This window comes from Streptomyces fodineus, assembly GCF_001735805.1.
GTDB lineage: Bacteria > Actinomycetota > Actinomycetes > Streptomycetales > Streptomycetaceae > Streptomyces > Streptomyces fodineus.
In genome coordinates this window covers 2597945-2622862 of record NZ_CP017248.1, presented here as the reverse complement: position 1 = coordinate 2622862, position 24918 = coordinate 2597945, and the positions used below count along the sequence as shown (strand labels likewise).

At 71.6% G+C, this 24918-nt stretch carries 23 protein-coding genes and 1 pseudogene; 8 read left to right on the top strand and 16 right to left on the bottom strand.

What is annotated here, in order from left to right:
- Positions 1-26: 26 nt before the first annotated feature.
- Both BFF78_RS10625 and BFF78_RS10620 read left to right on the top strand, forming a co-directional pair.
- Positions 27-1265, top strand: coding sequence for an SAV2148 family HEPN domain-containing protein (locus BFF78_RS10625; RefSeq protein ID WP_069778079.1), 1239 nt, complete (start codon positions 27-29; stop codon positions 1263-1265).
- A gap of 102 nt (positions 1266-1367) precedes the next feature.
- The gene (locus BFF78_RS10620; RefSeq protein WP_069778078.1) at positions 1368-2093 is read left to right on the top strand and encodes a 3'-5' exonuclease; all 726 of its coding nucleotides are present in this window, start codon (positions 1368-1370) and stop codon (positions 2091-2093) included.
- A 28-nt stretch (positions 2094-2121) separates the two neighbouring features.
- Here BFF78_RS10620 and BFF78_RS10615 read toward each other — a convergent pair whose 3' ends face one another.
- Entirely contained in the window at positions 2122-2985 is an 864-nt protein-coding gene (locus BFF78_RS10615; protein ID WP_069778077.1) for a phosphotransferase enzyme family protein, read from the bottom strand.
- Positions 2986-3200: 215 nt separating this feature from the next.
- On the opposite strand from BFF78_RS10615, the pseudogene mgt reads away from it, so the two are divergent.
- Positions 3201-4443: pseudogene (gene mgt, locus BFF78_RS10610) on the top strand (macrolide-inactivating glycosyltransferase).
- 99 nt (positions 4444-4542) lie between these two features.
- On the opposite strand, the gene BFF78_RS10605 reads toward mgt, so the two are convergent.
- The gene (locus BFF78_RS10605; protein WP_069778075.1) at positions 4543-6795 is read right to left on the bottom strand and encodes an MMPL family transporter; all 2253 of its coding nucleotides are present in this window, start codon (positions 6793-6795) and stop codon (positions 4543-4545) included.
- Positions 6796-7195: 400 nt separating this feature from the next.
- Here BFF78_RS10605 and BFF78_RS10600 point away from each other — a divergent pair, with 400 nt between their 5' ends.
- The 5 genes from BFF78_RS10600 (at position 7196) to BFF78_RS10575 (ending at position 11474) form a co-directional block, all read left to right on the top strand.
- Complete coding sequence (locus BFF78_RS10600; RefSeq protein ID WP_069778074.1) at positions 7196-7747, top strand: DUF1697 domain-containing protein; 552 nt, start codon at positions 7196-7198, stop codon at positions 7745-7747.
- Between the two features lie 117 nt (positions 7748-7864).
- The gene (locus tag BFF78_RS10595) at positions 7865-8902 is read left to right on the top strand and encodes a ketopantoate reductase family protein (protein ID WP_069778073.1); all 1038 of its coding nucleotides are present in this window, start codon (positions 7865-7867) and stop codon (positions 8900-8902) included.
- A gap of 89 nt (positions 8903-8991) precedes the next feature.
- Positions 8992-9585: a sigma-70 family RNA polymerase sigma factor family protein gene (locus BFF78_RS43095; protein WP_227025804.1), complete on the top strand. Its 594-nt coding sequence runs from the start codon at positions 8992-8994 to the stop codon at positions 9583-9585.
- A gap of 55 nt (positions 9586-9640) precedes the next feature.
- Positions 9641-10306 (top strand): mycothiol-dependent nitroreductase Rv2466c family protein, encoded by a 666-nt coding sequence (locus tag BFF78_RS10580; protein WP_069778070.1) that lies wholly within the window; start codon positions 9641-9643, stop codon positions 10304-10306.
- Between the two features lie 859 nt (positions 10307-11165).
- Entirely contained in the window at positions 11166-11474 is a 309-nt protein-coding gene (locus BFF78_RS10575; protein ID WP_069778069.1) for a hypothetical protein, read from the top strand.
- Positions 11475-11641: 167 nt separating this feature from the next.
- Here BFF78_RS10575 and BFF78_RS10570 read toward each other — a convergent pair whose 3' ends face one another.
- The 14 genes from BFF78_RS10570 to BFF78_RS10510 all read right to left on the bottom strand — a co-directional run bounded on the left by BFF78_RS10570 (position 11642) and on the right by BFF78_RS10510 (position 24704).
- Positions 11642-12382 (bottom strand): sirohydrochlorin chelatase, encoded by a 741-nt coding sequence (locus BFF78_RS10570; protein ID WP_069778068.1) that lies wholly within the window; start codon positions 12380-12382, stop codon positions 11642-11644.
- A 1-nt stretch (position 12383) separates the two neighbouring features.
- On the bottom strand, positions 12384-13268 hold the full coding sequence (locus BFF78_RS10565; protein ID WP_069778067.1) for an ABC transporter permease: 885 nt from the start codon (positions 13266-13268) through the stop codon (positions 12384-12386).
- Complete coding sequence (locus tag BFF78_RS10560; RefSeq protein WP_165289357.1) at positions 13255-14058, bottom strand: ABC transporter ATP-binding protein; 804 nt, start codon at positions 14056-14058, stop codon at positions 13255-13257. Before BFF78_RS10560 ends, BFF78_RS10565 begins: the two co-directional genes overlap by 14 nt.
- 12 nt (positions 14059-14070) lie before the next feature.
- On the bottom strand, positions 14071-15174 hold the full coding sequence (locus BFF78_RS10555) for an ABC transporter substrate-binding protein (RefSeq protein ID WP_069778065.1): 1104 nt from the start codon (positions 15172-15174) through the stop codon (positions 14071-14073).
- Between the two features lie 218 nt (positions 15175-15392).
- A complete protein-coding gene (locus tag BFF78_RS10550; protein WP_069778064.1) occupies positions 15393-16727 on the bottom strand; it encodes a sulfate adenylyltransferase subunit 1 in 1335 nt (444 codons plus the stop codon).
- A 2-nt stretch (positions 16728-16729) separates the two neighbouring features.
- Positions 16730-17665, bottom strand: coding sequence for a sulfate adenylyltransferase subunit CysD (cysD, locus tag BFF78_RS10545; RefSeq protein WP_069778063.1), 936 nt, complete (start codon positions 17663-17665; stop codon positions 16730-16732).
- Positions 17662-18198: an adenylyl-sulfate kinase gene (cysC, locus tag BFF78_RS10540; protein WP_069778062.1), complete on the bottom strand. Its 537-nt coding sequence runs from the start codon at positions 18196-18198 to the stop codon at positions 17662-17664. The genes cysD and cysC overlap by 4 nt, the downstream gene beginning before the upstream one ends.
- Before the next feature lie 89 nt (positions 18199-18287).
- The gene (locus BFF78_RS10535) at positions 18288-18998 is read right to left on the bottom strand and encodes a phosphoadenylyl-sulfate reductase (protein ID WP_069778061.1); all 711 of its coding nucleotides are present in this window, start codon (positions 18996-18998) and stop codon (positions 18288-18290) included.
- Positions 18995-19177, bottom strand: a complete 183-nt coding sequence (locus BFF78_RS10530) for a hypothetical protein (RefSeq protein WP_069778060.1) — start codon at positions 19175-19177, stop codon at positions 18995-18997. The genes BFF78_RS10535 and BFF78_RS10530 overlap by 4 nt, the downstream gene beginning before the upstream one ends.
- Positions 19174-20871, bottom strand: a complete 1698-nt coding sequence (locus BFF78_RS10525; protein ID WP_069778059.1) for a nitrite/sulfite reductase — start codon at positions 20869-20871, stop codon at positions 19174-19176. The genes BFF78_RS10530 and BFF78_RS10525 overlap by 4 nt, the downstream gene beginning before the upstream one ends.
- Positions 20872-20998: 127 nt before the next feature.
- Positions 20999-21082 carry a putative leader peptide gene (locus BFF78_RS49695; RefSeq protein WP_309486338.1) on the bottom strand — a complete coding sequence of 28 codons (84 nt, stop codon included), beginning with the start codon at positions 21080-21082 and terminating at the stop codon, positions 20999-21001.
- Between the two features lie 127 nt (positions 21083-21209).
- Entirely contained in the window at positions 21210-21782 is a 573-nt protein-coding gene (locus BFF78_RS10520) for a GNAT family N-acetyltransferase (RefSeq protein ID WP_069778058.1), read from the bottom strand.
- A 125-nt stretch (positions 21783-21907) separates the two neighbouring features.
- Positions 21908-23242 carry a hypothetical protein gene (locus BFF78_RS10515; protein ID WP_069778057.1) on the bottom strand — a complete coding sequence of 445 codons (1335 nt, stop codon included), beginning with the start codon at positions 23240-23242 and terminating at the stop codon, positions 21908-21910.
- Between the two features lie 175 nt (positions 23243-23417).
- Positions 23418-24704, bottom strand: coding sequence for a GAF domain-containing protein (locus BFF78_RS10510; RefSeq protein WP_193433651.1), 1287 nt, complete (start codon positions 24702-24704; stop codon positions 23418-23420).
- Positions 24705-24918 lie beyond the last annotated feature (214 nt).

Genomic DNA, 24918 nt, shown 5'->3' with positions numbered 1-24918 from the left:
CCGGGGGAGCGGAAGGCGGTGCACGGGTGGGCTCGGGAGGCCTGGAGTTGCCCCCTGGTGACGAGGGTCACGAGGGGAACTCCACAGACGTCCCGCCCGGCGCGGTGTCCCTGGCCCGGCCGATGGACGCGGGGTCCATCGGGCCGGAGCTGGACTGGGACGCCGACGCCTGGCGCGAGGTGCGCACCCGCGCCCAGCGGGCCGGCCGGGCCTACATCTGGCTGAACCTCGTCGAGCAGCGGCTGCGCGCCGTCGTGGCCGCCGTGCTGCGCCCCATCTACGAACCCGTCCACGGCGACGACTGGGTGGTCGCCGCGGCCGGTCCGGCCGGGCAGGAGTGGGTGCAGCGCGCGGTCGCGGTCCGTGAGGTCAGCCGCCGCAAGGGTTACCTGCTCGACCCGGCCGACGACAATGTGCTCAGCTTCCTCACCCTCCCGCAGCTGCGGGAGCTGATGGTGCAGCACTGGCCGTGCTTCGAGCCGTACTTCGACGAGCGCCGGGACCTCGAACTCGCCCTGGACGAGCTGGAGGTGACCCGCAACGTCGTCTCCCGCAACCGTGCGCTGTCCGAGGCGGTCCTGAACCAGGCCGAGCGCGCCTCCGCCCGGCTGCTGGAGACGCTCGGCGCCGGCGGTGACGTGCCCTCCGCGCGCCGGCTGCCCGTGGACGCGGTCGAGGACCTGGTCGGTGACCGGTACGCGGACGTGGTCGCCGTGCACCCCGACCGGGTGCGGCTGATGCGCCAGTTCCCCGCCGAGGACCTCTTCGGCGGCGCCCGCCGCCTCGACGCCATCGGCATCGGCCTCAATCTGCTGGTGCAGAACTTCTCCGGCCGCCGTCTGGTCCGGCTCGCCGAGTCCGGCTGCCGGGTACGGCTGCTCTTCCTCAACCCCGCCTCCAGCTCGGTCAAGCGCCGCGAGCGCGAACTGGGGATGAAACGGGGCGAACTGAGCCGGTCCGTCGAGATGAACATCCTGCACATGCGCCGGGTCCGCTCCCGGCTGCGCGACCCGGGCGCCTTCGAGATCCAGGTCTACGACGAGACACCGCGCTTCACCGCCTACCTGGTCGACGGCGACGGCGCCGACGGCATCGCCGTGGTGCAGTCCTATCTGCGCGGGGCGCGCGGCATGGAGTCGCCGGTGCTGGTGCTGCGCAACGGCAGCAAGCTGGTCAAGTCGCATGACATGGGCGAAGCCGGACTCTTCCCGACATACCGCGAGGAATTCGAGCTGACGTGGTCGGATTCGCGCCCGGTGTCCTGAACTGTCCGCCGGCGTAAGCGGAAGGCGAGCCTCGGATTGTCAGTGCCACGTGCGAGGGTGGAGGCCACTGGGGGAAAGCACCACCAAGAAGGGGGGCCGCCCATGGGCTGGCACCGGGAGCTGCTGATCGGCTTCGACCTGGAGACGACCGGGACCGATCCGCGTGAGGCGCGCATCGTCACCGCCGCCGTGATCGAGGTCAGGGCCGGTGAGCCCATGGGCCGCCGCGAATGGCTGGCCGATCCGGGCGTGGAGATCCCGGCCGACGCCGTGGCGGTGCACGGCATCAGCAACGAGCGGGCGACGGCCGAGGGTCACCCGGCCGACCGGGTGGCCGACTCCATCGCCGACGTCCTGGTGGGGTACTGGAAGACGGGCGTCCCGGTCGTCGCCTACAACGCCGCCTTCGACCTCACCCTGCTCTCCGCCGAACTGCGCCGCCACGCCCTGCCGTCCCTCGCCGACCGTCTGGGCGGCGCCCCGCCCGCGCCGGTCATCGACCCCTACACCATCGACCGCTGGGTCGACCGCTACCGCCGCGGCAAGCGCAACCTGGAGGCGGTCTGCGCCGAGTACGGCATAGCCCTCGACGCGGCCCACACGGCCCCGGCCGACGCCCTCGCCGCAGCGCACCTCGCCTCCGCGATAGCCGACCGTCACCCGAAGATCGCCTCCCTGACTCCGGCCGACCTGCACCATCGGCAGATCGAGTGGTATGCCGAGTGGGCGGCGGACTTCCAGGCGTTCCTGCGGCGCAAGGGGGAGCCGGACGCGGTGATCGACGGCACGTGGCCGCTGCGGGAGTTGACCGAGAGCCAGCCGGTGTAGACAGCGGGCAGCCGTTCCCGTCCAGCTGTCAGAACGGGTACCAGCGGACGGTCTCGTCCCCGTCCCGCAGCGACCGCACCCGCCGCCGGAACTCGGCCAGCGCCTTCGGACTGCTCGGCGCGTGCTGGGCCACCCACGCGCAGCTGGCCGTCTCCCGCGCCCCGCGGAGCACACCGCACCCCGCCCACTCCCGCACATCCCACCCGTACGCCTCGACAAAGGAGTCGTACGCCTCGGCCGGCATCCCGTACCGGTCGCGGGAGAGGGCCATGACCACCAGGTCGTGCTCGCGCAGGTCGGCGGAGAAGGTCTCCAGGTCCACCAGAACCGGCCCGTCGGGTCCGATGTGCACATTGCGGGGCAGCGCGTCGCCATGGATCGGCCCCGGCGGCAGTTGCGGTGTCAGCGCAGCCGCGGCGGCCGCGAATCCGTCCCGGCGCGCCCGGAGATAGGCCGCGTCCCCGGGGTCGATCGCGTCGCCCGCGAGCCGCAGCCAGCGCTCCACACCGCCCAGCAGCTCGCGGGGCGGCAAGGCGAAAGGAGGAGAGGGAAGTGCGTGCACCAGCCGCAGCAACCGCGCCAGATCCGCCGGCTCGGCGGGCCGTACCGGATCCGGCAGCCGGTGCCACACCGTCACCGGGTGCCCGTCCACCAGCCGAGGCTTCGGCTCCGCCGCCCGTACCGCCGGCACGCCCACCTCGGCCAGCCAGCCGGCGATGTCCAGCTCGCGCCGGGCCCGCTGGAGCAGCTCGGCGTCGCGGCCGATCTTCACCACGAGGTCGCCGGCGGCGAACACCGCGTTCTCGCCGAGGGCGAGGAGAGCCGCGTCCCGGGCCGGGCCCGGCAGCACTCCCGCCGTGGCCAGTACGTCCCGTGCCCGTGCCTCGTCCATCGTGCCTCCGTGCCGCTTCCGGTCGGGTCTCTCCGGCCAGTCTCGCATTCGTACAGGTCGGGCTGTGTGCGCGGTCCCTTGACGGGATATCGGAGCTCACGACCATGAACGCGTCAATCAGACCGGGTGGGGACACCAGGCAGCCGAGCGTGTTGCGGGCGGCCTCGGTGTGCGGGTTCCCCTGCCGTCCCGCCACCGGACGGACGTTAAACACGTTGAACGAGACGTATCGTCTCGCCTACGGTGCACGTCATGACCACTCCCCGCCACATCGCGATGTTCTCCATCGCCGCGCACGGCCATGTGAACCCCAGCCTGGAGGTGATCCGTGAACTCGTCGCCCGGGGCCACCGGGTCACGTACGCCATCCCGCCGGCGTTCGCCGAGAAGGTGGCCGCCACCGGGGCCCGGCCCGTGCCGTACACCTCCACGCTGCCCGGACCCGACGCCGGCCCCGAGGCCTGGGGGACCACGCTGCTGGACAACGTGGAGCCGTTCCTGGACGACGCGATCCAGGCGCTTCCGCAGCTCGTGGAGGCCTACGCGGGCGACGAGCCCGACCTCGTGCTGCACGACATCGCCTCCTACCCGGCCCGCGTCCTCGCCCACCGCTGGGGCGTCCCGGCGATCTCCCTCTCCCCGAACCTCGTCGCCTGGGAGGGGTACGAGGAGGAGGTCGCCGAGCCGATGTGGGCCGAGCCGGGAAAGACCCCGCGCGGGCAGGCGTACTACGCCAAGTTCGAGTCCTGGCTCGCGGAGAACGGGATCACCCGGCATCCGGACCCGTTCGCCGGACGCCCGGCCCGCTCGATCGTCCTCATCCCGAAGGCACTCCAGCCGCATGCCGACCGTGTCGACGAACGCGTCCACACCTTCGTCGGCGCCTGCCAGGGCGACCGCGCCGACCAGGGCGACTGGCGGCGGCCCGCCGGCGCCGAGAAGGTCGTGCTGGTGTCCCTGGGCTCGGCCTTCACCAAACAGCCCGCCTTCTACCGTGAGTGCGTCCGCGCCTTCGGCGACCTGCCCGGCTGGCACCTGGTCCTCCAGATCGGCAGGCATGTGGACCCCGCCGAACTGGGCGACCTACCGCCCACCGTGGAAGTGCACGGCTGGATACCGCAGTTGGCGATCCTCCGGCAGGCCGACCTGTTCGTCACGCACGCGGGCGCCGGCGGCAGCCAGGAGGGGCTGGCCACCGCCACGCCGATGATCGCCGTACCGCAGGCGGTCGACCAGTTCGGCAACGCCGACATGCTCCAGTCCCTCGGCGTCGCCCGCCGCCTGGACACCGAGGAGGCCACCGCCGACCGCCTCCGCGAGACCGCGCTGGCCCTGGTGGACGACCCTGAGGTGGCCCGCCGCCTGAGGGACATCCAGACGGAGATGGCCGAGGAGGGCGGCACGCGCAGGGCAGCGGACCTGATCGAGGCCGAACTGCAAGCCCGCGCGGGGGAGTAGCGGCGGGGCGGCGCCCCGAAGGGGCGTGGGGAGCTGTGTGCCCAGTCCCCCACGCCCCGCACCCGCGCACGATCCCCCTGGAAGGGCAGGCGCGCCGGATCAGACCGGCAGCCGCTCCGCCGCCTCGCGCACCGGCCCGGACGCAACCGCCTCCGGTGCCTCGTCATGCGTGAGGTCGGGAAGGCGGCGCAGCCACGCCGGCAGGTACCAGTTGCGCTCGCCGAGCAGCGCCATCACGGCCGGCAGCAGCACGCCGCGGATGACCGTCGCGTCGATGAGGACCGCCGCGGCCAGGCCCACACCCATCTGCTTCATGGACTGCATCGACAGCGTGCCGAAGATCGCGAACACGGCGACCATGATGACCGCGGCGCTGGTGACGACGCCGGCCGTGGTGACCACGCCGTGCCGGATCGCGTCCGTGGTGCTGCGGCCGCGCATCCGGGCCTCACGGATCCGGGAGACGACGAACACGTGGTAGTCCATCGACAGCCCGAACAGGATCACGAAGAGGAACAGCGGCAGCCAGGTCACGATCGCGCCGACCCCCTCCGCGCCGACCAGCGACGCACCCCAGCCGTGCTGGAAGACGGCGACGAGGATGCCGTAAGCGGCGCCCACCGACAGCAGGTTGAGCACGATCGAGGTGATCGCGACGGTCAGCGAGCGGAACGACAGCAGCATCAGCAGGAAGGCGAACACGACCACGAACGCGAAGACCGGGACGACGGAGCCGAGCAACTGGTCGTTGAAGTCGTGGTTGCCGGCCACCTGCCCGGTGATCGGGGCCTGTACGCCGTCGACCTTGCCGAGCGTGGCGGGCCGGACCTCGTCGCGCAGCTTGTCCAGGCTCTTGACCGCCTGGTCCATGTCGGAGCCGCCGACCAGCGGCACGGAGACCAGGGCGACGTTCTGCGCGTCGTGCAGCTTGATGCCGACCGGGCCGCGCGAGGCGCCCGAGGCGATGGCCTGCTGCTTGAAGTCGGCCAGCGCCTGCCGTACCTCGGGGGCGTTGATGTCCTTGGCCTTGACGACGACCTGGGCCGGCTCACTGCCGCCCGGGAAGGCGTCGTTGATCCGGTTGTACGTCTGCACGATCGGCAGCGACTTGCCGAACTCCTGGTCCAGGGTGAGCTGCTGGGTCTTCATGCCGAGCGCGGGCGCCGCGACCGCCAGCAGCGCGCCGGCCGCCACGACCACGGAGATCAGCGGCCGGGCCAGCACCACCCGCAGCACGGCCGTCCAGAACCGGCTGCCCTCGCCCGCGGCCCGCTTGCCGCGCCCGCGGCTCAGGAACGGGATCCGCCCCTTCTCGACGCGCTCGCCGAGCAGCGACAGCAGTGCCGGCAGCACCGTCACCGACCCGACCATGGCCACGGCGACCACCATCAGCGAGGCCAGACCCATCGCCTCGAACTCGGCGAGCCCGGTGAAGAGCATGCCCGCCATCGCCACGCACACCGTGACCCCGGAGACGATGACCGCCCGGCCGCTGGTGGCGGCGGCGATCCGCAGGGCGGTGCCCGCGTCCCGCCCGGCCTGCCGCTCCTCGCGCTCGCGGCGCAGATAGAACAGGCAGTAGTCGACGCCGACGGCCATACCGACCAGCAGCATCACGGAGTTGGCGGTGTCGCTCATCGGCTGCAGATGGCTGACGATGCCCATCAGACCCATCGTCGCCATGATCGCGGTGATCGCGAGGGCCACCGGCAGCAGCGCCGCCACCAGCGCCCCGAAGGCGATCAGCAGGATGCCGAGCGCCACCGGCACCGCCGAGTACTCGGCCTGCTGGAAGTCGTCCCCGAAGGCGTCCTTGTACTGCTTCTGCATGCTGGCGCCGCCGATCTCCTCGATCCGCAGGCCGCCGTGCGCCTTCTGCACCCCGGCGACGGCGTTCAGCACCGGCTCGACCCGGCTGACGGCCGTCTTGGCGTCACCGCGCATGTCGAACTGCACCAGCGCGCTGCGGCCGTCCCGGGAGATGGTGTGGGTGTCGTACGGCGAGGTCACGGCCGTGACCTTGCCGGTGCCCTGCACCGCCTTCACCACATCGGCGACGGCGGCCCGGAACTCGGTCCCGGTCGCCGTCGCTCCGGCGTCCCGGGACTGGATCAGCACGGTCTCGCCGGCCGGCTGCTTGATCCCCGCGTCGTCGATGATCTGCGCGGCGGTGTGTGTCTCGCCCTTGAGCTGGTTGCCCTCGTCCACATCGACCCGGCCCGCCGCCGAGCCGAGCCCCATCGCCAGTGCGACGAACAGCACCCATATGCCGACGGCCGCCCAGCGGTGCCGGGCGCTCCAGCCGCCGGCGCGGGCGGCCAGTCCCCGTACCCGCGCGTCCCTGTTCCCCATCCCGGGCCTTCCCCCTCGTGTCCGGTGCCGGCCCCCTGCCGCCACCACTGCGTTTGCTCCGCATCGACCGTATGAGCCGGATAAACGCGTCTCGTCGTGCTGCCCGGTGAACTCGGTGGCCCGTCCGTCACCACTGGGGAGGACAGCGGCCCCTTACACCTATCCGCCGGACTCGGGGACGCGTCTCGGGGTCATCGCCGCCGGTGAGGACGTGGGTTGTCCGTTCTGCCGCCGGCGCGGCGGTTTGTGATTACGAATGTTTGTTGAACAAGTCACAGGTGCGTGTAGAGGTTGATCCAGTGCCCGCCCATCGGCGAGAGTTTCGCGCAGTCCCGCCCCGGGCGGGTCCGGCCGTCGTGCCCGCCCCCACGGGGCACGACGGCCGTTCTAGGGTGGGCGGATGACGACCTACGCGGCGCTGTTGCGCGGAATCAACGTCGGCGGCAGCAAGAAGCTGCCCATGGCCGACCTCCGCACGCTGCTGACCGGCCTCGGCCTCACCGGCGTACGGACCCATCTGCAAAGCGGCCAGGCCGTGTTCACCACCGGCCGCGGCGACGAGGAGTCGCTGGCGGCGGAGCTGACCCGGGCGATCGAGGAGCGGTTCGGCTTCCCCGTCGACGTGCTCGTGCGCGACCACGCCTACCTCGCGGCGGTCGTCGAGGCCTGCCCGTTCCCGGTGACCGGCCTGGAGCCCAGGCAACTGCACGTCACGTACTTCTCCGCCCCCGTCACCCCGGACCGCTTCGCGGAGATCGACGCCGCCGCCCACCTCCCCGAGGAGTTCCGGCTCGGCGACCGCTGCCTGTACCTGTACGCCCCCGAGGGCCTCGGCCGCTCCAAGCTCGCCGAGGCGCTGTCCCGCCGACGCCTGACCAAGGACCTGATCGCCACGAGCCGGAACTGGAACACGGTCGTCAAACTCGTGGAGCTGACGTCTCCGGGAGCGTGAGCGTCCACCGTCGGCCCTCCGGCCGGTGCGGGACCAGCCCGCGCACCAGTCCATGCCCCGCACGCTGCTGCCTGCCCCAAGGGCAGGGTCAAGCACGCGTGTGCGAGGCTCTGTTGCATGCGCTACATCATCATCGGGGCCGGAGCGGTCGGCGGGACTGTCGGCGGGCGGCTGGCCCAGGCCGGGCGCGAGGTCGTCCTCGTGGCGCGCGGCCGGCATCTGGCGGCACTGGCGGAACACGGGCTGCGACTACGGGTGCCGGAAGGGGAGTCGACGTACCGGCTGCCCGCCGTCGAGGGGCCGGCCCCGCTCGGCGAGCTGCGCGCCGGCGACGTCCTCGCCCTCGCCGTGAAGACGCAGGACACCGTGGCCGCACTGGACACCTGGGCCGAGGTGCCCGTGGCGGGTGGCGGCACGGCCGCGGAGCGGCTGCCGCTCGTGTGCCTCCAGAACGGCGTGGAGAGCGGGCGGCTCGCACTGCGCCGCTTCCGGCGGGTGTACGGCGTCTGCGTCTGGCTGCCCTCGACCTTCGTGGAGCCCGGCGTCGTCTCCGCCGCCGGCAGTCCGCTCACCGGCATCCTGCACCTCGGCCGCCTTCCGCACGGCACCGACGACACCGCCCGCCGGATCGCCGCCGACCTGGCGGACGCCCACTTCGAGGCACCGGTCGTGCCCGATGTGGCCCGCTGGCAGTACGCCAAGCTGCTCTGGAACCTCGGCACCGCCTTCGAAGCGTTGTGCGGGCCCGCCGCCGACGAGGCCGCGCATGCCCTGCTCGCGCGCGTGCGGGCCGAAGGGCAGGCCGTGCTCGACGCGGCCGGCATCGCCCACGCGGGCGCCGAAGAACAGCGCGAGGCCCGCGACGGCAAGGTCACCCTGGTGCCACTGGACGAGGGCCCGCGCGGCGGCGGTTCCTCCTGGCAGTCCCTCGCCCGGGGCACCGGCACCATCGAGGCCGACTACCTCAACGGGGAGATCGCCCTCCTCGGCCGGCTGCACGGCGTACGGGCCCCGCTGAACGAGCTGTTCCAGCGCCTCGCCAACCGGTTCGCGCGGGAGCGCCGGGCCGCCGGGTCGATGCCGGTCGCCGAACTCGTACGCCTGGCGGACGAGGCGGTGGCGGCCGCCCCTGAGGCGGCGTGCTCCGTGAGCTGACCCTCCAACCGGTTGATCTTCCGGCCGGATTGGCGCTTCGTGGGCCCGGTGCGCGCGCGAGCCGCTCACGCGAAGGGGACGGGGGAGCGGTGGAGTGGACGACTTCACGGAGGACGCCGGGCGGCGGCTCGCGGCGCGGTTCGAGGCTGACCGGGCGCATCTCACGGCCGTGGCCCACCGGCTGCTCGGCTCGGCCGCCGAGGCCGACGACGCCCTGCAGGAGGCCTGGAGGCCTGGCTGCGGGCGGCCGGCCGCCCGCGCCCGGTGCCGACGCCGTACGCCGGCGCCGGGCCGTCGAGGCGTTCCTGGCCGCCACCCGCGGCGGTGACTTCACGGCTCTGGTCGCCCTGCTCGACCCGGACGTGGTGCTGCACGCCGACGCGCTGGTCGTCCCCACGCCCGAACCGATCACGGTACGGGGCGCCGAGCCGGTCGCCCAGGGCGCGATGGCGGCCGCGGCCCGCGCCCGGTTCACCGGACTCGCCCGGCTGGACGGGGAGTTCGGCCTGGTCATGGCGTCACAGGGGCGGCCGCGGCTGGTCCTGGCCTTCGCCTTCGGTGCGGACGGCCGGATCACCCGGATCGATGTCGTTGCGGAACCGGAACGCCTGCGCGGGACGGAGATCGCGGTCGTGGACCCGGGGCAGGCAGAAACCGGAGGAGCCGGAGAATTGGCCCAATGAATCGACAGTGGATTGGGCCAGGACACTGAACCAGTGACCGACTAGCGTCGCGGCCATGACGTATCGAGACGCCGACACCGCCACTGCTACCGCTACCGACTCGGCCGCCGAGTCCGGCCCGACCCGGGTCGACTTCTTCTTCGACCCGGCCTGCCCCTTCGCCTGGATCACCTCCCGCTGGATGCTGGAGGTCGAGCGCCTGCGCCCGCTCGACCTCCGGTTCCGGGCGATGAGCCTGTACCTGCACAACATGGGCAACGAACTCCCCGACTGGTACCGGGACTTGGTGGACCGCTCGATCGGCCCGGTGCGGGTCGCCGTGGCCGCCGCCGAACGCCACGGCGAGACGGTGCTGCGCGACCTGTACACCGCCTTCGGCACCCGGATCCACGAACACGGGATCAAGGACTTCGACCAGGTGATCGCCGAGTCGCTGACCGAACTCGGGCTCCCCGCCGAGCTGTCGGCCGCCGCTCACGACCCGTCGTACGACGACGCGGTACGCCGTAGCCACGAGGCCGGCGCCGAGCAGGAATCGGGTGGCTATGTGGGCACGCCGACCATTCACGTCGACGGCACGGTGTGGTTCGGACCTGTGCTGCGGGCGATTCCGCGGGGCGCCGAGGCGGCCGAACTCTTCGACAGCTTCCGGGTGCTGGCCCGCCACCCCGACCTCTTCGAACTCAAGCGCACCCGCACCGGCGCCCTCCGCTTCGACTGACCGCGAATCACAGTGGCCGATAAGCGCCCCTCGCGCGCACCGAGTTCTCCGATCGTGTGACGCATGGGCCGCTACCGACGCAGAACGAAGAGCCGCCGCGGTCCGACGTCACAGGGGAGCGCCGGACCCGGCGGCCCCCTTTACCACGCGCCCACCCCCTGAGGGAACCGCTCGGCGAACCTCGCGACAAACTCACCCGGCCGTCCCTAGGGTGAAGCGCGCAGACGGCCTGAGGGGGACGGATGAGCGTTTCGGGCGGACCATCAGGGGTCCTGCCGCAGTACCGCGGGGGCGGAGCGACCGGGCGTCCCGGCGCGGGCAGCCACACCATGGCCCTCGCCCGGCACGCGCGCGTGGCCGCCACCCACCGCCGCGCGGGCCTGGACCGCCGGTTCGGCCGCATCGAAGCGGCCGAACCCCGTCGGCTCCTCATCGCCCTCAGGGCCCTGGTCAACGGACCCCGATCGCCCGAATGGGTGGCGATTTTCGGCCCACTTGGCGCCTCCACGGCCGGGCTCGAATGCGCCCCCAATCTGCCCCAAGCCGACGAAGTCAGGCCCTTCCTCGGCAGCGACGCCGGAGCGAGCAGGGGATCCGGCAGCCCGTCGACGACAGCGGACCGGCCGACGCGCCGCGCGCCGGAACGCTCCCGCCGCGAGCGTCGCCGTAGCGCACGGACCGACCGCCGCTCTCCCCGTCTCAACATCGGTAACGTCAGCGGTCCCGGCATCTTCGGCAGTCAGGGCCTGGTCGCCATGGGCGGGCCGGGACCCCGGGGATCCGGGCCGCCGCCCGCGCCGAAGCAGCAGCCAACCCCCCACGCACGAAGGCTCCTTCGGACCACAAGCGAGGACAGGACATGAGCACCTACAACTTCGGAAACGTCAACGGCCCCTACGGCCACATCGACACCAGGGACGGCACACCGACCCTCGAGGCCCTCATGGCGGTTGCCGCCAGGCTCACCGAGGCACTGCGGGCCGAGTACCCGGGGCTCGTCGGACAGGGCGAGTCCATCGAGGCCGAGCTGGCACTGTCCGCCGAGGACGGCCTGCCGCCCAACCGGGGCCGGATCCGCACCGCGCTGGAGAACGTCGCCATCGCGGCGGGCGCCGGCACCGGCAGCCTCACCTTCACCCGGCAGCTGTTGCACGCGCTCGGGCTGTAACCGGCCGGAGTCCCGCCGCCGGGATCCGGTCCCGTACCGGATCGCGGCGGCTCCCGTTCGACCGGGCGCGGTCTCCCGCGTCCCTCCTTCGGATCGTGCTCCGGCGTCCGGCCGGACCGGTCCCGGAAGCCGGACGGAGCAGCGCCCTGCGGTGCGGGCCGGAGCGGTCAGGCGCCCAGCAGGGCCGTCAGCGCCGGCCGGCGTGCCGCGTCGTAACGTTCCAGCAGCACCCGGGCCACCTCGGGCGCCGGACCCAGCACGTCCGCCAGTACGTCCGCCCCGGCCGCGCCCCGCGCGATGCGGTCCGGCAGGAAACCGGGGGCCAGAACGTACGGCGCGACGGCGACCCGCTCACAGCCGAGGGCGCGCAGTTCGGCGACCGCTTCCTCGGTGCGGGGCAGGGATGCGGAGGCGAAAGCAGGCCGCACGGCGCACCAACCGGTGTGCCACCACTCCCGCGCGATATCGGCGATCACTGCGATCGCCTCCGGGTCGGAGGACCCCGCCGAGGCCAGCACGACCCCGGTCGAGGACTTGTCGGCGGGCTTCAGCCCCGCCTCGTACAGCCGCCGTTCCAGCGCGGACAGCAGCAGCGGGGACGGGCCGAGCACGTCCGCCTGCCGGATCCGCAGCCGCGCCGGCGCCTCCCGCAGCACGGCGGGGATGTCCGCCTTGGCGTGGAAGGCGCGGGTCAGCAGCAGCGGCAGGGCCACGACGTCCCGCACGTCCTCGGCCGCGAGTGACTCCAACACCCCGTGCACGGAGGGGACGTTGAAGTCGAGGAAGCCGGTCTCCACGCGCAGCCCCGGCCGCAGCGACCGCACCCGCTCCACGAGGGCGTGCACGGTCGCCGCGTGCCGCGGATCGCGGCTGCCGTGGGCGATGACGAGAAGGACCGGGGCGCGCATGTCAGCCCTTCACCAGCAGGCCGCGGCTGCGCAGCACCCACCGCTCCAGCGGGCTGAAGATCAGCAGGTCGATGGCGATGCCGACGAACAGGATCAGCAGGATCGCCTCGAACACCATCGACATGGAACTGGCGTTGCGGCCGTTCTCCAGCAGCGCGCCCAGACCGATGCCCAGGTCGGGGGAGGAGGCGATGATCTCCGCGGCCATCAGCGAACGCCAGGAGAACGCCCAGCCCTGCTTGAGCCCGGCCAGATAGCCCGGCAGCGCCGCCGGCAGCACGATGTGCCAGGCACCCCGCAGCCCGGTCGCGCCCATCGTGCGGCCGGCCCGCAGGAACAGCGGCGGCACCTGGTCGATGCCGGACACCAGACCGTTGGCGATGGACGGCACCGCACCGAGCAGGATCACCGCGTACATCATCGAGTTGTCCAGGCCCAGCCAGATCACCGCGGGCGGCACCCACGCCACCGACGGCAGCGACTGCAGACCGGAGAGCACCGGACCGATGGCCGCGCGCACGAACTTCACCCGGGCCACGACCAGCCCCAGCGGGGTGCCGATGGCCAGCGCGAACAGGAAGCCCAGCAGACCGCGCGAGACGGAGGTCCAGATGTAGCCGAGCAGCGTGCCCTGCAACCAGGCCGTCTTGAACTCGCCGGCGACATCGGCGGGCGACGGCAGCTTCGCCGGATTGTCGACGATCTTGAAGGAGATCAGTGCCTGCCACGCCAGCAGCACCACCACCGTGGCGACCAGCGGCGGCAGGATCTTGCCGGTGAAGGTCTGCCGGAACGAGGTCCGGGTGGTGACGGAGGTCTCCAGGGCGTCCAGGCCCGCCTCGACGCTGCCCGCGTCCGTGGCGGTCTTCGTCTCAGTGCTGGCCATGGCGGCGGATCTCCCCACGCAGTACATCGGTGATCTCGAGGGACAGTTCGGCGACGGGCGCGTCCTCGATGCGCCGCGGCTGCGGGATGTCCACCTGCCACTCGCGCGCCACCCGGCCCGGCCGGGACGACAGCAGCACGACCCGCTGCGCGAGCCGTACCGCCTCGCGCACGTTGTGCGTGACGAACAGCACCGACACTCCCGTCTCCGCCCAGATCCGGGTCAGTTCGTCGTGCAGCAGGTCGCGGGTGATGGCGTCCAGCGCGGCGAACGGCTCGTCCATCAGCAGCAGCTGGCTGTCCTGCGCGAGCGCACGGGCCATGGCCACGCGCTGGCGCATACCGCCGGACAGCTCGTGCACCCGCTTGCCGTACGCGCCCTGCAGCCGGACGAGTTCGAGCAGCCGCTCGGCCCGCTCACGCCGCTCGTCCTTGGCAACGCCCCGGAGCTTCAGGGCGAGTTCGATGTTCTTGCCCGCGGTCAGCCACGGGAACAGGGCATGCTCCTGGAACATCAGAGCCGGCCGCCCGTTGGTCGTGATGCTGCCGGCGGAGGGCTGGTCCAGCCCCGCCACCAGGTTCAGCAGGGTCGACTTGCCGCAGCCCGAGGCCCCCAGGAGGGTGACGAACTCGCCCGGCGCGACATCGAGGCTGATGTCGTCCAGGACGAGCTGCTGCCCGCCGGGGTTCGCGAAGGACTTCGACACGTGCTCGATGCGTGCCGCGTGCTCTACGGCCTCGGCGGCCTTGGCGAAGGTCGTGGCCATGGTCGTCACCTCCTGGGAACTCATCGGCTTGCGGGCTTACTTGACGCCGAGACCGGCGTCGCCGACGGTGGGCTCGCCCTCGGCCTTGAGGACCTTGTTCAGCAGGGTGAGGTCATAGATGCCGTCCAGCTTGGGGCTGTCCAGCAGACCGGCCTTGACCGCGTGCTGCGCCTCGGTGCCGAGGGTGGCGGCCAGTGGGTCGTCGGTGAACCGGATCGACTGCCACGCCGGGTCGAGGACCTTGGCGGGCAGTGCCTTGCCCGAGTCCGCCGCCAGCTGCTTGTTCGCCGCCGCCTTCGCCGCGTCCGGGTTGGCGTTGATCCACTTGTTGGCCTCGACCGAGGCCTTCAGCACCGCCTCGACCGCCTTGGGGTGCTCCTTCAGGAAGGCCTGCCGCACGATGATGTTCGTGATCACGAACTTCTTGTCCGGCCACAGCGACGCCTCGTCCAGCAGCACCTTGCCGCCCTCGGCGACCAGCTTCGACGCGGTCGGCTCCGGCACCCAGGCACCGTCGACGGAGCCGGACGCGAACGCGTCCGGGGTCACCTTGTTGTCGGTGCGCACGACCGACACATCGCCCTTGCCGCTCTGCGCGTCGACCTTCCAGCCCTGCTCGGCGATCCAGTTGAGGAACGCCACGTCCTGCGTGTTGCCCAACTGGGGGGTGGCGATCTTCTTGCCCTTGACGTCCTGCAGCGACTTGATCTTCTTCGGGTTCACGACCAGCTTCACGCCGCCGGAGGCCGAACCGCCGATGATGCGCAGGTTCTTGCCGGCCGACTTGGTGTAGCCGTTGATCGCGGGGGAGGGGCCGATCCAGCCGATGTCGATCGAACCCGAGTTGACGGCCTCGATCTCGGACGGGCCGGCGTTGAAGACCTGGTACGTGGGCCGGGTCGCGCCCAGCTCCTTCTGGAAGAAGCCCTTGTCGTTGCCGACCAGCGCGGTGGCGTGTGTCAGGTTGCCGAAGTAGCCGATCTTCACGGAGTCGAGTCCGTCGATCTTCTTGGCGCCGGCGGCGACCTTGGCGGTGTCGTCGTTCTTGGCCTGGGAGCCGTAGCTGCAGGCGGCGAGGGTGAGGAGAGGGAGCGCGGCTATCACCGCAAGGCTGCGGCGGAAGGCGGTTGTTGCAGGCACGGGAGGTGTTCCTCTCGGAGGCCCGGCGGTCACGGTCTCTCAGGTCGTGGCCGGGAGGTCGGCAGGTCTACGGCGGGTGGGGGGTGAGGGCGCGCAGGCAGTGCGCGTACGTCAACGCACACATCGCGCCACTCCGCCCTGTCCGCTGCCGAGGGCGCCGCTGCCGATACGGCCGCCCTCCTTGGCGAACGTCGCGTAGACGTCGATCGGATTCATGCTCAGAAGTCCCAGCCGTCGCCGTCGGGGTCGTCCTTGACGGGCTCGGGGGCGGCGAAGGACTCGCCGACCATGCCGGCGGTGAGCGTGGTGCCGTCGCTGGGGTCGATCAGGATGAAGGAGCCGGTGCGGCGGGAGTCGGCGTAGGAGTCGACCGGCAGCGGCTCGGCGGTACGGATCTTCACCCGGCCGATGTCGTTGGCGACGAGCTGTCCGGGGTGCGGGTGCAGGGACAGGTCGTCCAGCGTGAGGCGGGAGGGGATGTCCTTCACGATGGCCTTGACCGTGCGGGTGCCGTGCTTGAGCAGTACCCGGTGGCCGACGGTCAGCGGGGCGTCGGCGACGTGGCAGACGGTCGCCTCCACGTCCTGGGTGGTGGCCGGCGCGTCCTTGGTCGGCACGATCAGGTCGCCGCGCGAGACGTCGATGTCGTCTTCGAGCAGGACCGTCACCGACTGCGTCGTCCAGGCCACGTCGACCGGCCGGCCCAGCAGGTCGATGCCGGCGATCCTCGTGGTCCGGCCGGACGGCAGGATGGTGACCTCCTCGCCGACCCGGAAGGTGCCGGCCGCGATCTGGCCCGCGTAGCCCCGGTAGTCGGGGTGCTCGGCGGTCTGCGGCCGGATCACGTACTGCACGGGCAGCCGGGCGTGGCAGTGCGCCAGGTCGTGGCTGACCGGGACGGTTTCCAGGTGTTCCAGGACGGTCGGGCCGCCGTACCAGTCCATGTTGGCGGACGGGTCCACCACGTTGTCACCGGCGAGCGCCGAGATCGGGATCGCGGTGACCTCGGGCACGCCCAGCTCGGTCGCGTACGCCGTGAACTCCTCGGCGATCGCGGCGAACACGGACTCCTCATAGTCGACGAGGTCCATCTTGTTGACCGCGAGGACGGCGTGCGGGACGCGCAGCAGGGCCGCGATCGCCGCGTGCCGGCGGGTCTGCTCGACCACGCCGTTGCGGGCGTCGACCAGGATCACCGTCAGCTCGGCGGTGGAGGCACCGGTGACCATGTTGCGGGTGTACTGCACATGGCCCGGGGTGTCGGCCAGGATGAACCGGCGGCGCGGGGTCGCGAAGTAGCGGTAGGCGACGTCGATGGTGATGCCCTGCTCCCGCTCGGCGCGCAGGCCGTCGGTGAGCAGCGCGAGGTCCGGGCCCTCCTGACCGCGGCTCGCGGAGGCCCGCTCCACGGCCTCCAGCTGGTCGGTGAGGACCGACTTGGAGTCGTGCAGGAGGCGTCCGACGAGCGTGGACTTGCCGTCGTCGACGGAGCCGGCGGTGGCGAACCGCAGCAACGTGGTGGCCGAGAGCGCCTCGGTCGTGGTCGTGCTCATGGCTAGAAGTACCCCTCGCGCTTGCGGTCTTCCATCGCGGCCTCGGACAGCTTGTCGTCGGCGCGGGTCGCGCCCCGCTCGGTGAGCCGGGACGCGGCGATCTCGGTGATCACGGCGTCCAGCGTCCTCGCGTCGGAGTCGACGGCGCCGGTGCAGGACATGTCACCGACGGTCCGGTAACGCACGAGCCGCTTCTCGACACTCTCGCCGTCCTTCGGACCGCCCCACTCGCCGGCCGTCAGCCACATGCCGTTACGGGCGAACACCTCGCGCTCGTGCGCGAAGTAGATCTGCGGCAGCTCGATGCCCTCGCGGGCGATGTACTGCCACACGTCCAGCTCGGTCCAGTTGGACAGCGGGAACACCCGCACGTGCTCGCCGGGCGCGTGCCGGCCGTTGTACAGGTTCCACAGCTCGGGCCGCTGGCGGCGCGGGTCCCACTGGGAGAACTCGTCACGCAGCGAGAACACCCGCTCCTTGGCGCGGGCCTTCTCCTCGTCCCGTCGGCCGCCGCCGAAGACCGCGTCGAACCTCTCGCTCTGGATCTTCTCCGTCAACGGCAGCGTCTGCAGCGGGTTACGGGTGCCGTCGGCACGCTCCTTGAGCACACCGCGGTCGATGTAGTCCTGGACGGACGCCACATGCAGGCGCAGCCCGTGCTTCTCGACCGTACGGTCCCGGTACTCAAGCACCTCCGGGAAGTTGTGCCCGGTGTCCACATGCAGCAGCGAGAACGGCACGGCAGCAGGGGCGAACGCCTTCAGCGCCAGGTGCAGCATGACGATCGAGTCCTTGCCGCCGGAGAAGAGAATCACCGGGTTCTCGAACTCGCCCGCCACCTCGCGGAAGATGTGCACCCCCTCGGACTCCAGCGCGTCCAGGTGCGACAGGGCGTACGGGCTGTCCGTACCCTCTGCCGCCGTGGCGACCGTGGTCATGCCAGTCCCCTCTCGCTCAGCAGGGCGTACACCGCTGCGGCCGACTCCTTGACCGTCTGGTGCTGCGACTCGATCCGCAGATCCGGCGTCTTGGGCTCCTCGTACGGATCGTCGACGCCGGTCAGCCCGGTCAGCTCGCCCGCGGCCTGCTTGGCGTACAGCCCCTTCACATCGCGCACGCTGCACACCTCGACCGGGGTCGCCACATGGACCTCCAGGTACGACGTCCCGTTCTCCGTGTGCCGCCCCCGCACCGCCTCCCGGCTCTCCGCGTACGGCGCGATCACCGGCACCAGCGCCTTGACGCCGTTGCGGGCGAGCAGTTCGGCGACGAAACCGATGCGCTGCACGTTGGTGTGCCGGTCCTCGCGGGAAAAGCCGAGGCCCGCCGAGATGAACTCGCGGATCTCGTCGCCGTCGAGCACCTCGACACGGTGGCCCTCGGCACGCAGCCGGCCGGCCAGCTCGTACGCGATGGTGGTCTTGCCGGCGCTCGGCAGACCCGTGAGCCAGACGGTGGCTCCGGTGGTCACGTCGTTCTCCTGGGTCGCATGGTTCGCTTCAGTCGCAGCAGCGGTATCGGCCGGGGCTGCGGGCGCCGTGTGAGCGGCTGTCTTCGTCGTCATCCGTGCAGTCCGCACTCGGTCTTGGCGCGGCCCGCCCAGCGGCCGGCGCGCGCGTCCTCGCCCTGAAGGACCCGTCGGGTGCACGGGGCGCAGCCGACGGATGCGTAGCCGTCCATCAGCAACGGGTTGGTGAGCACGCCGTGTTCGGTGATGTAGGTGTCCACGTCGTCCTGCGTCCAGCGGGCGATCGGGGAGATCTTGACCTTCTGCCGCTTCTCGTCCCAGCCGACGACCGGGGTGTTCGCCCGGGTCGGGGACTCGTCGCGGCGCAGGCCGGTCGCCCACGCCCGGTAGCCCTTCAGCCCCTCTTCCAGCGGCTTGACCTTGCGCAGTGCGCAGCACAGGTCGGGGTCGCGGTCGTGCAGCTTCGGACCGTACTGCGCGTCCTGCTCGGCGACCGTCTGCTTCGGCGTGAGGGTGATGACGTTGACGTCCATCACGGCCTCGACGGCGTCTCGGGTGCCGATGGTCTCCGGGAAGTGGTAGCCGGTGTCGAGGAATACGACGTCCACGCCCTTCAACACGCGCGAGGCGAGATGGGCGACGACGGCGTCCTCCATGGACGAGGTGACGCAGAAGGCCGTGCCGAAGGTGTCGACCGCCCACTGGAGGATCTCCAGGGCGGAGGCGTCCTCCAGATCGCGGCCCGCCTGCTCGGCGAGTGCCTTCAACTCCTCGGGCGTGCTGTCCTTCTGAGCCGTCGTCATATCCGGTCGTCCCCTCCGTTGTCGGCTCGCTGAAGGCCCCGGGCGAGCAGTCCGAGGAACTTCAGCTGGAATGCGCGGTTGCACGCCGCGCATTCCCAGGCGCCGTGACCCTGCTCGTGCGGACGCAGGTCCTCGTCGCCGCAGTAGGGGCAGTAGAAAGGCGCGGCGCGCTCGCTCACGACAGGGCCTCCTCGGAGGCGCGTGCCGCCCAGGCGGCGAACCGCTCGCCGTCCGTGCGCTCGGCCTGGAACCGCTTCAACACCCGTTCGACGTAGTCGGGCAGTTCCTCCGCGGTGATCTTCAGGCCGCGCACCTTGCGGCCGAAGCCGGCCTCCAGGCCCAGCGCGCCGCCGAGGTGCACCTGGTAGCCCTCGACCTGCTCGCCCTGGTCGTTCAGGACCAGCTGGCCCTTGAGACCGATGTCCGCGACCTGGATACGGGCGCAGGCGTTCGGGCAGCCGTTGAGGTTGATGGTGATCGGCTCGTCGAAGTCCGGCAGGCGGCGCTCCAGTTCGTCGATCAGCGTCGAACCGCGCTGCTTGGTCTCGACGATGGCGAGCTTGCAGAACTCGATGCCGGTGCAGGCCATGGTGCCGCGCCGGAAGGAGGACGGCCGGGCGGTGAGGTCCAGCGCCTCCAGACCCTCGACCAGCGAGTCGACCTGGTCCTGCTCGACATCGAGGACGATCATCTTCTGCTCGACGGTGGTGCGCACCCGGCCCGAGCCGTGCGCCTCCGCGAGATCGGCGATCTTCGTCAGCGTGGCGCCGTCGACGCGGCCGACCCGCGGGGCGAAACCGACGTAGAACCGGCCGTCCTTCTGCCGGTGCACACCGATGTGGTCGCGCCACTGCTGCACCGGCTGCTCCGGCGCCGGTCCGTCGACCAGCTTGCGCTGCAGGTACTCGTCCTCCAGCACCTGACGGAACTTCTCCGCGCCCCAGTCGGCGACGAGGAACTTCAGCCGGGCACGGTTGCGCAGCCGGCGGTAACCGTAGTCACGGAAGATCGAGATGACGCCCTCGTAGACGTCCGTGACCTCCTCCAGCGGCACCCAGGCGCCGAGCCGCACACCCAGCTTGGGGTTGGTGGACAGGCCGCCGCCGACCCACAGGTCGAAGCCCGGGCCGTGCTCGGGGTGCCGTACGCCGACGAACGCCACGTCGTTGATCTCGTGCACGACGTCCAGCAGCGGCGAACCCGAGATGGCCGTCTTGAACTTCCGGGGGAGGTTCGAGTACGCCTTGTTGTTCAGGACGCGGCGCTTCATCTCCTCCAGCGCGGGGGTGGCGTCGATGATCTCGTCCTCGGCGATACCGGCGACCGGCGAGCCGATCATCACACGCGGGGTGTCACCGCAGGCGGTGACGGTGGACAGGCCCACGCCCTCCAGCCGTTCCCAGATCTCGGGCACGTCCTCGATCCGGATCCAGTGGTACTGCACGTTCTGCCGGTCGGTGATGTCCGCGGTGCCGCGCGCGAACTCCTGGGAGATCTCACCGATGACCCGCAACTGCCGGGTGGTCAGCGCGCCGCCGTCGATACGTACCCGCATCATGAAGTAGCGGTCGTCCAGCTCCTCCGGCTCCAGCACCGCGGTCTTGCCGCCGTCGATGCCGGGCTTGCGCTGGGTGTACAGCCCCCACCAGCGCATCCGCCCGCGCAGGTCGCTGGGGTCGATCGAGTCGAAACCACGCTTGGAGTAGATCGTCTCAATGCGTGTCCGCACATTGAGACCGTCATCGTCCTTCTTGACTTGCTCGTTGCCGTTCAGCGGGGTGAAGTGACCCGCCGCCCACTGACCCTCACCACGGTGACGGCTCACCTTGCGGCGGGGCGCGGAGGCGGCGGGGTTCGGCGGAGTGGCGGCCATGGTTCTACGTCCTTCGGGACCGGTGGTAATCGGCACTTGACCAGCGCGTATGCGCGCACGCGGACAGGCGTGCGCGTCCTTGCGCAGGCGAAATCGGATACGGGGAGTCTCGGCGGTGCTGGGGCGGTCAGCTCGCGGGACAGATGGCGCTGGACATGCGGCCGAGGTCGACGTGCCGCCGACTCACCAAGGCAATTCCAGTTCCAGACATGACGGAAGCGTGTCACGGCGATCTGGACACAGTCCAGCTTTATCCAACATGCGGACACCCTTGTCTCGGAATGTGGGACAAGGGTGTCATCGCTCACATGCGCTGCCCGGAGGCTTGTCCTGGCAGGTCAGACGGGGTATGCGCCGGGCCACGGACCCGGAGTCGGCGCGTCCGGTTCCAGCTCGACCTTGGTGTCGAACAGCTTGAAGCCGCGCCGCTGGTAGTTGTCCATGGCGAACTCGCCGTCCTTGCTGCACGTGTGCAGCCACACCCGCTTCGTCGGTGTCAGCTCCGGCCACCGCTCGGCCAGGTCCCAGGCGCGGGCCGTACCGTACGACAGCAGACGGCCGCCGATGCGCCGGCCGCGGAAGGCGGGGATCAGCCCGAAGTAGACGATCTCGACCACGCCCTCGTCCTGCGGCTCCAGCTCCACATAACCGGCCGGGGTGCCCCGGTCGTAGGCCACCCAGGTCTCCATGCCGGGCCGGTCCAGATGCTCCTGCCACCGGGCGTACGTCCAGGCGAGCCGGTCGGTCCAGTGGATGTCGCCGCCGACCGAGGCGTACAGGAAGCGGCTGAACTCGGGGGAGGGGACCTCGGCGCGGACGATCCGGACGTCGCCCTCGGGTGCGGCGGCGGGCAGAAGGTCGGCCGGCGAGGTCTGCTCCAGGGACCAGGTGGTGACGGGGACGCTGCTCATGCGGGCCAGGGAACCATCCCGCCGCCAGGTCTGTCGACCGAACGGGTCACTGCGGGGACGACCGGCATCCGGGAGGCGGCCGGGTCACCCGGGAACCGGCAGCGGCCGCCGGCGGCCGGCGCCGGTCACCCCAGCGACCGGTCCAGCTCCGCCAGGGACACGGCGAACAGCATCCGGTCCGACAGCGACCACACCTCGCCCGTCGCCTGCCAGTACGACAGGGAGCCCGCCGCCTTGGCCCAGCAGCGGTGCGAGCCCTCCGCGCCGCAGTGCGCCGCCTTCGCGCCCCCCGCGTCCTGACGCCACAGCCCGCCGTGTCCGTCCCATGAACCGGGCAGGTGTCCCACATACCAGGACGCGTCTTCGGCTCCGGGACGCCAGTAGGACAGCACGCCCCGGATCCCGGCCGCCCGGGTCCGGTACGCCTCCGCCGCCTTCACCCGGCCCGAGCCGTCCGTGGCCAGCAGCCCGCCGCGCGCCGGAGCCGTGCTGAACGCATACCGCCACAGCCGGGCGTTGCGGTCGCCGTCCGGCGCCGTCCACTCCGCGGCGACCAGGCTGTCCGGCGCGGTGCCCCGGTCGAGGGCGAGTGCGCCGGGACAGGGCGGGCCGGAGCGGTCACAGCGGCCCGCGGTGAAACGGTATGAGCCGACCGCGGGCATCACATACCGGTAGCCGTCGGCGGACCAGCCGCCGGGCACCCGGCCGATCGCCGGCCCGTCGACACCCGCGCGCTGGATCCGGCCGAGGTCGTAGACGTACAGCGCGTCGGCGCTGCCGGTCTCGGTGGTCACCAGCAGCTTGTCCTGGTACCAGACCATCCCGGAGATCGCGGAGGTCAGGCCCCGGTAGTCACGGCCGCCGTCGACCGGCACCGCCAGCAGCACCCAGCGGTAGGCGAGGCGGGCGGGGTCGTCGGCGTCGACGAACGCGACCCTGGCCAGACCCCGCTCGGCGGCACTGCCCGTGCTGGTGCTGTGGGTCCAGCCGGCGAGGACGACCCGGTGGGTGCCCCAGACGCCGTCGTCGTCGGCGTCCCCGGAGGTGGTCACCGAGGCCGGCTGCCAGGCACCGCCGGCGGCGTCGGCCGGGTCCCAGCAGTACGCGCGGGTGGCGGCCGGGGTGACGGGGAGGGACGCGCGATCGGCGGAGGAGCAGTCGGCGGACTCGCGCATCCGGCGGTCGGCGCTCGCCAGTACGTCGTCCACGCCGACCGCGCCGCCCATCGCCGCGGACAGCCGGTCCAGGGTCCGGGCGGGGACCAACTGCTCCTGGAGCTCGAACCGGCCGGTGTCCTTTGGTGCGGAGAGCGGCCTGAGCGCTCCGGGGCTGTCGGTGACGTCGGCCTGGGACGCGCTGATCAGAGTGGCGGCCGCGGTGAGCGCCAGCGCGGTCCCGGTCAGGACCGCGCGCAGTGCAGCGCCACGCCTGCGCCGGCGGTGTCTGCCGCGATGCTTCATCTCGTCCCCTCTTCCGGGGCTCCTCCGCAGCTCGGGCGCGCCGGCCGGTGGCGGGCCAACTGCGCCTGGTGGTCCGTCCGTTGATACGAGAAGCAGCTGTGGAGGCCCTTACGGGATGCTACGGCAGTAACGGCCCGCGCAGGGCGAAGACCCCGCAAATATGCGGAAGACGCGCTCACCGGCCCGCGGGCCCGGCGTCCCGCACGGCCGTCCGCCCGCGCATGATCGCCGGGGCCGTGGAGGAAGGCAGCAGGTCACGGGGGTCGTCGGGGAGGACCACCTCGATCTCCGCGTCCTCGCGGAAACGATACGGCCGATGCTGCAGAAGGTCCCCGAAATACCGCCGGATCCGGGACATCTCAGCCCGTACCGTCACCGTGCGTGAGGGGTCCCCGAACAGATCCTCCGCCAGGGCCGCCGCACCACGGCCCAAGCGGTGCGTGGCGAGCAGATACAGCAACTCGGCATGCCGGGGGCTCAGTTCACGGGACCAGGAACCCGCCGAACCGGTCACCGTCAGCGTACTGCGGCCCCGCCTGGCCAGGTCCAGCACGATCCGCGCGGCGGTGCCGAGCGGCTCCTCCGCCGCCCGCAGCAACCAGCCCCCGGCCAGCGGCTCCACCGCGCACGAACCCAGCCCCGGCAGCCACCGGCGGCCCGGCGCCAGCGACTTGGGCAGCGCGACCCGCCGTACGTACGGCATCCCGGACACCGCCGCCGACCAGCCGTCCCGGTCCACCACCAGCGCCCGCCCGTCCAGCCGGGCCAGCACCGGCGCCGCCACCGACCGCAGCCGCTCCAGCGAGTCCCGGTGCAGCTCCCGCAGCCGCGCCTCGGCCAGCTTGGCCACCGAGTCCACCCAGGCGAGGGTCGCCGGATGCATGGTCTCCAACGGACCGCTGACATCCACCACACCGATCAGCCGGCCGTCCCTGGGATCGGTGATCGGCGCGCCCGTACACGTCCAGGAAGCGTGCGAACGGACGAAGTGCTCCGCGGCGAAGACCTGCACGGGCCGTCGTACGACCGCCGGAGTGCCCACCCCGTTGGTGCCGACGACGTCTTCCCGCCAGTCCGCGCCGAGTTCGAAACCCAGACCGTCCGCCTTGCGCAGCACCGGCGCGGCACCCTCCCGCCACAGCACGCGTCCGTCGGCGTCCGCGACGACCATGATGTGCTGGGCGACATCGGCGACCGAAAGCAGACCCTCACGCAGCACCGGCAGCACATGTCTGAGGGGTGACTCCTCACGTCGGCGCCGTACTTCGTCGGAGGACAGCAGCCCGGATCTGAAGTCGTGGTCGGGGTCGACACCGCTGCGCAGCATCCGTCCCCAGGACTGCTCGATCACCGGCCGGGGCGCGATCCTCGCACGCTGACCGGCAAGTGTCGCGTCACGTACCTCGTTGAGCAGCCGCGCCGCCTGCGTCGCGTCCACGGCGGCCAGGCGCGCCACGTTCATCGGCGGGTTCACCACGGGGGTCCTCCCGGAAGGGCGTCGAACATTCTTGTCAAGTCGTCCGGGCGGCGGTTTCCGGTCCGGCTGCACCTCTCATACTGCCGCTCCGAACAGGCCGGAGGCACACACTCCGCGCACGTGCGCCGACAAGTTGCAACCCCTTGCAACCCTGGTGGACGACCGGAGGGTGGCCGAGACTTGACCCTGACGTCGAGTT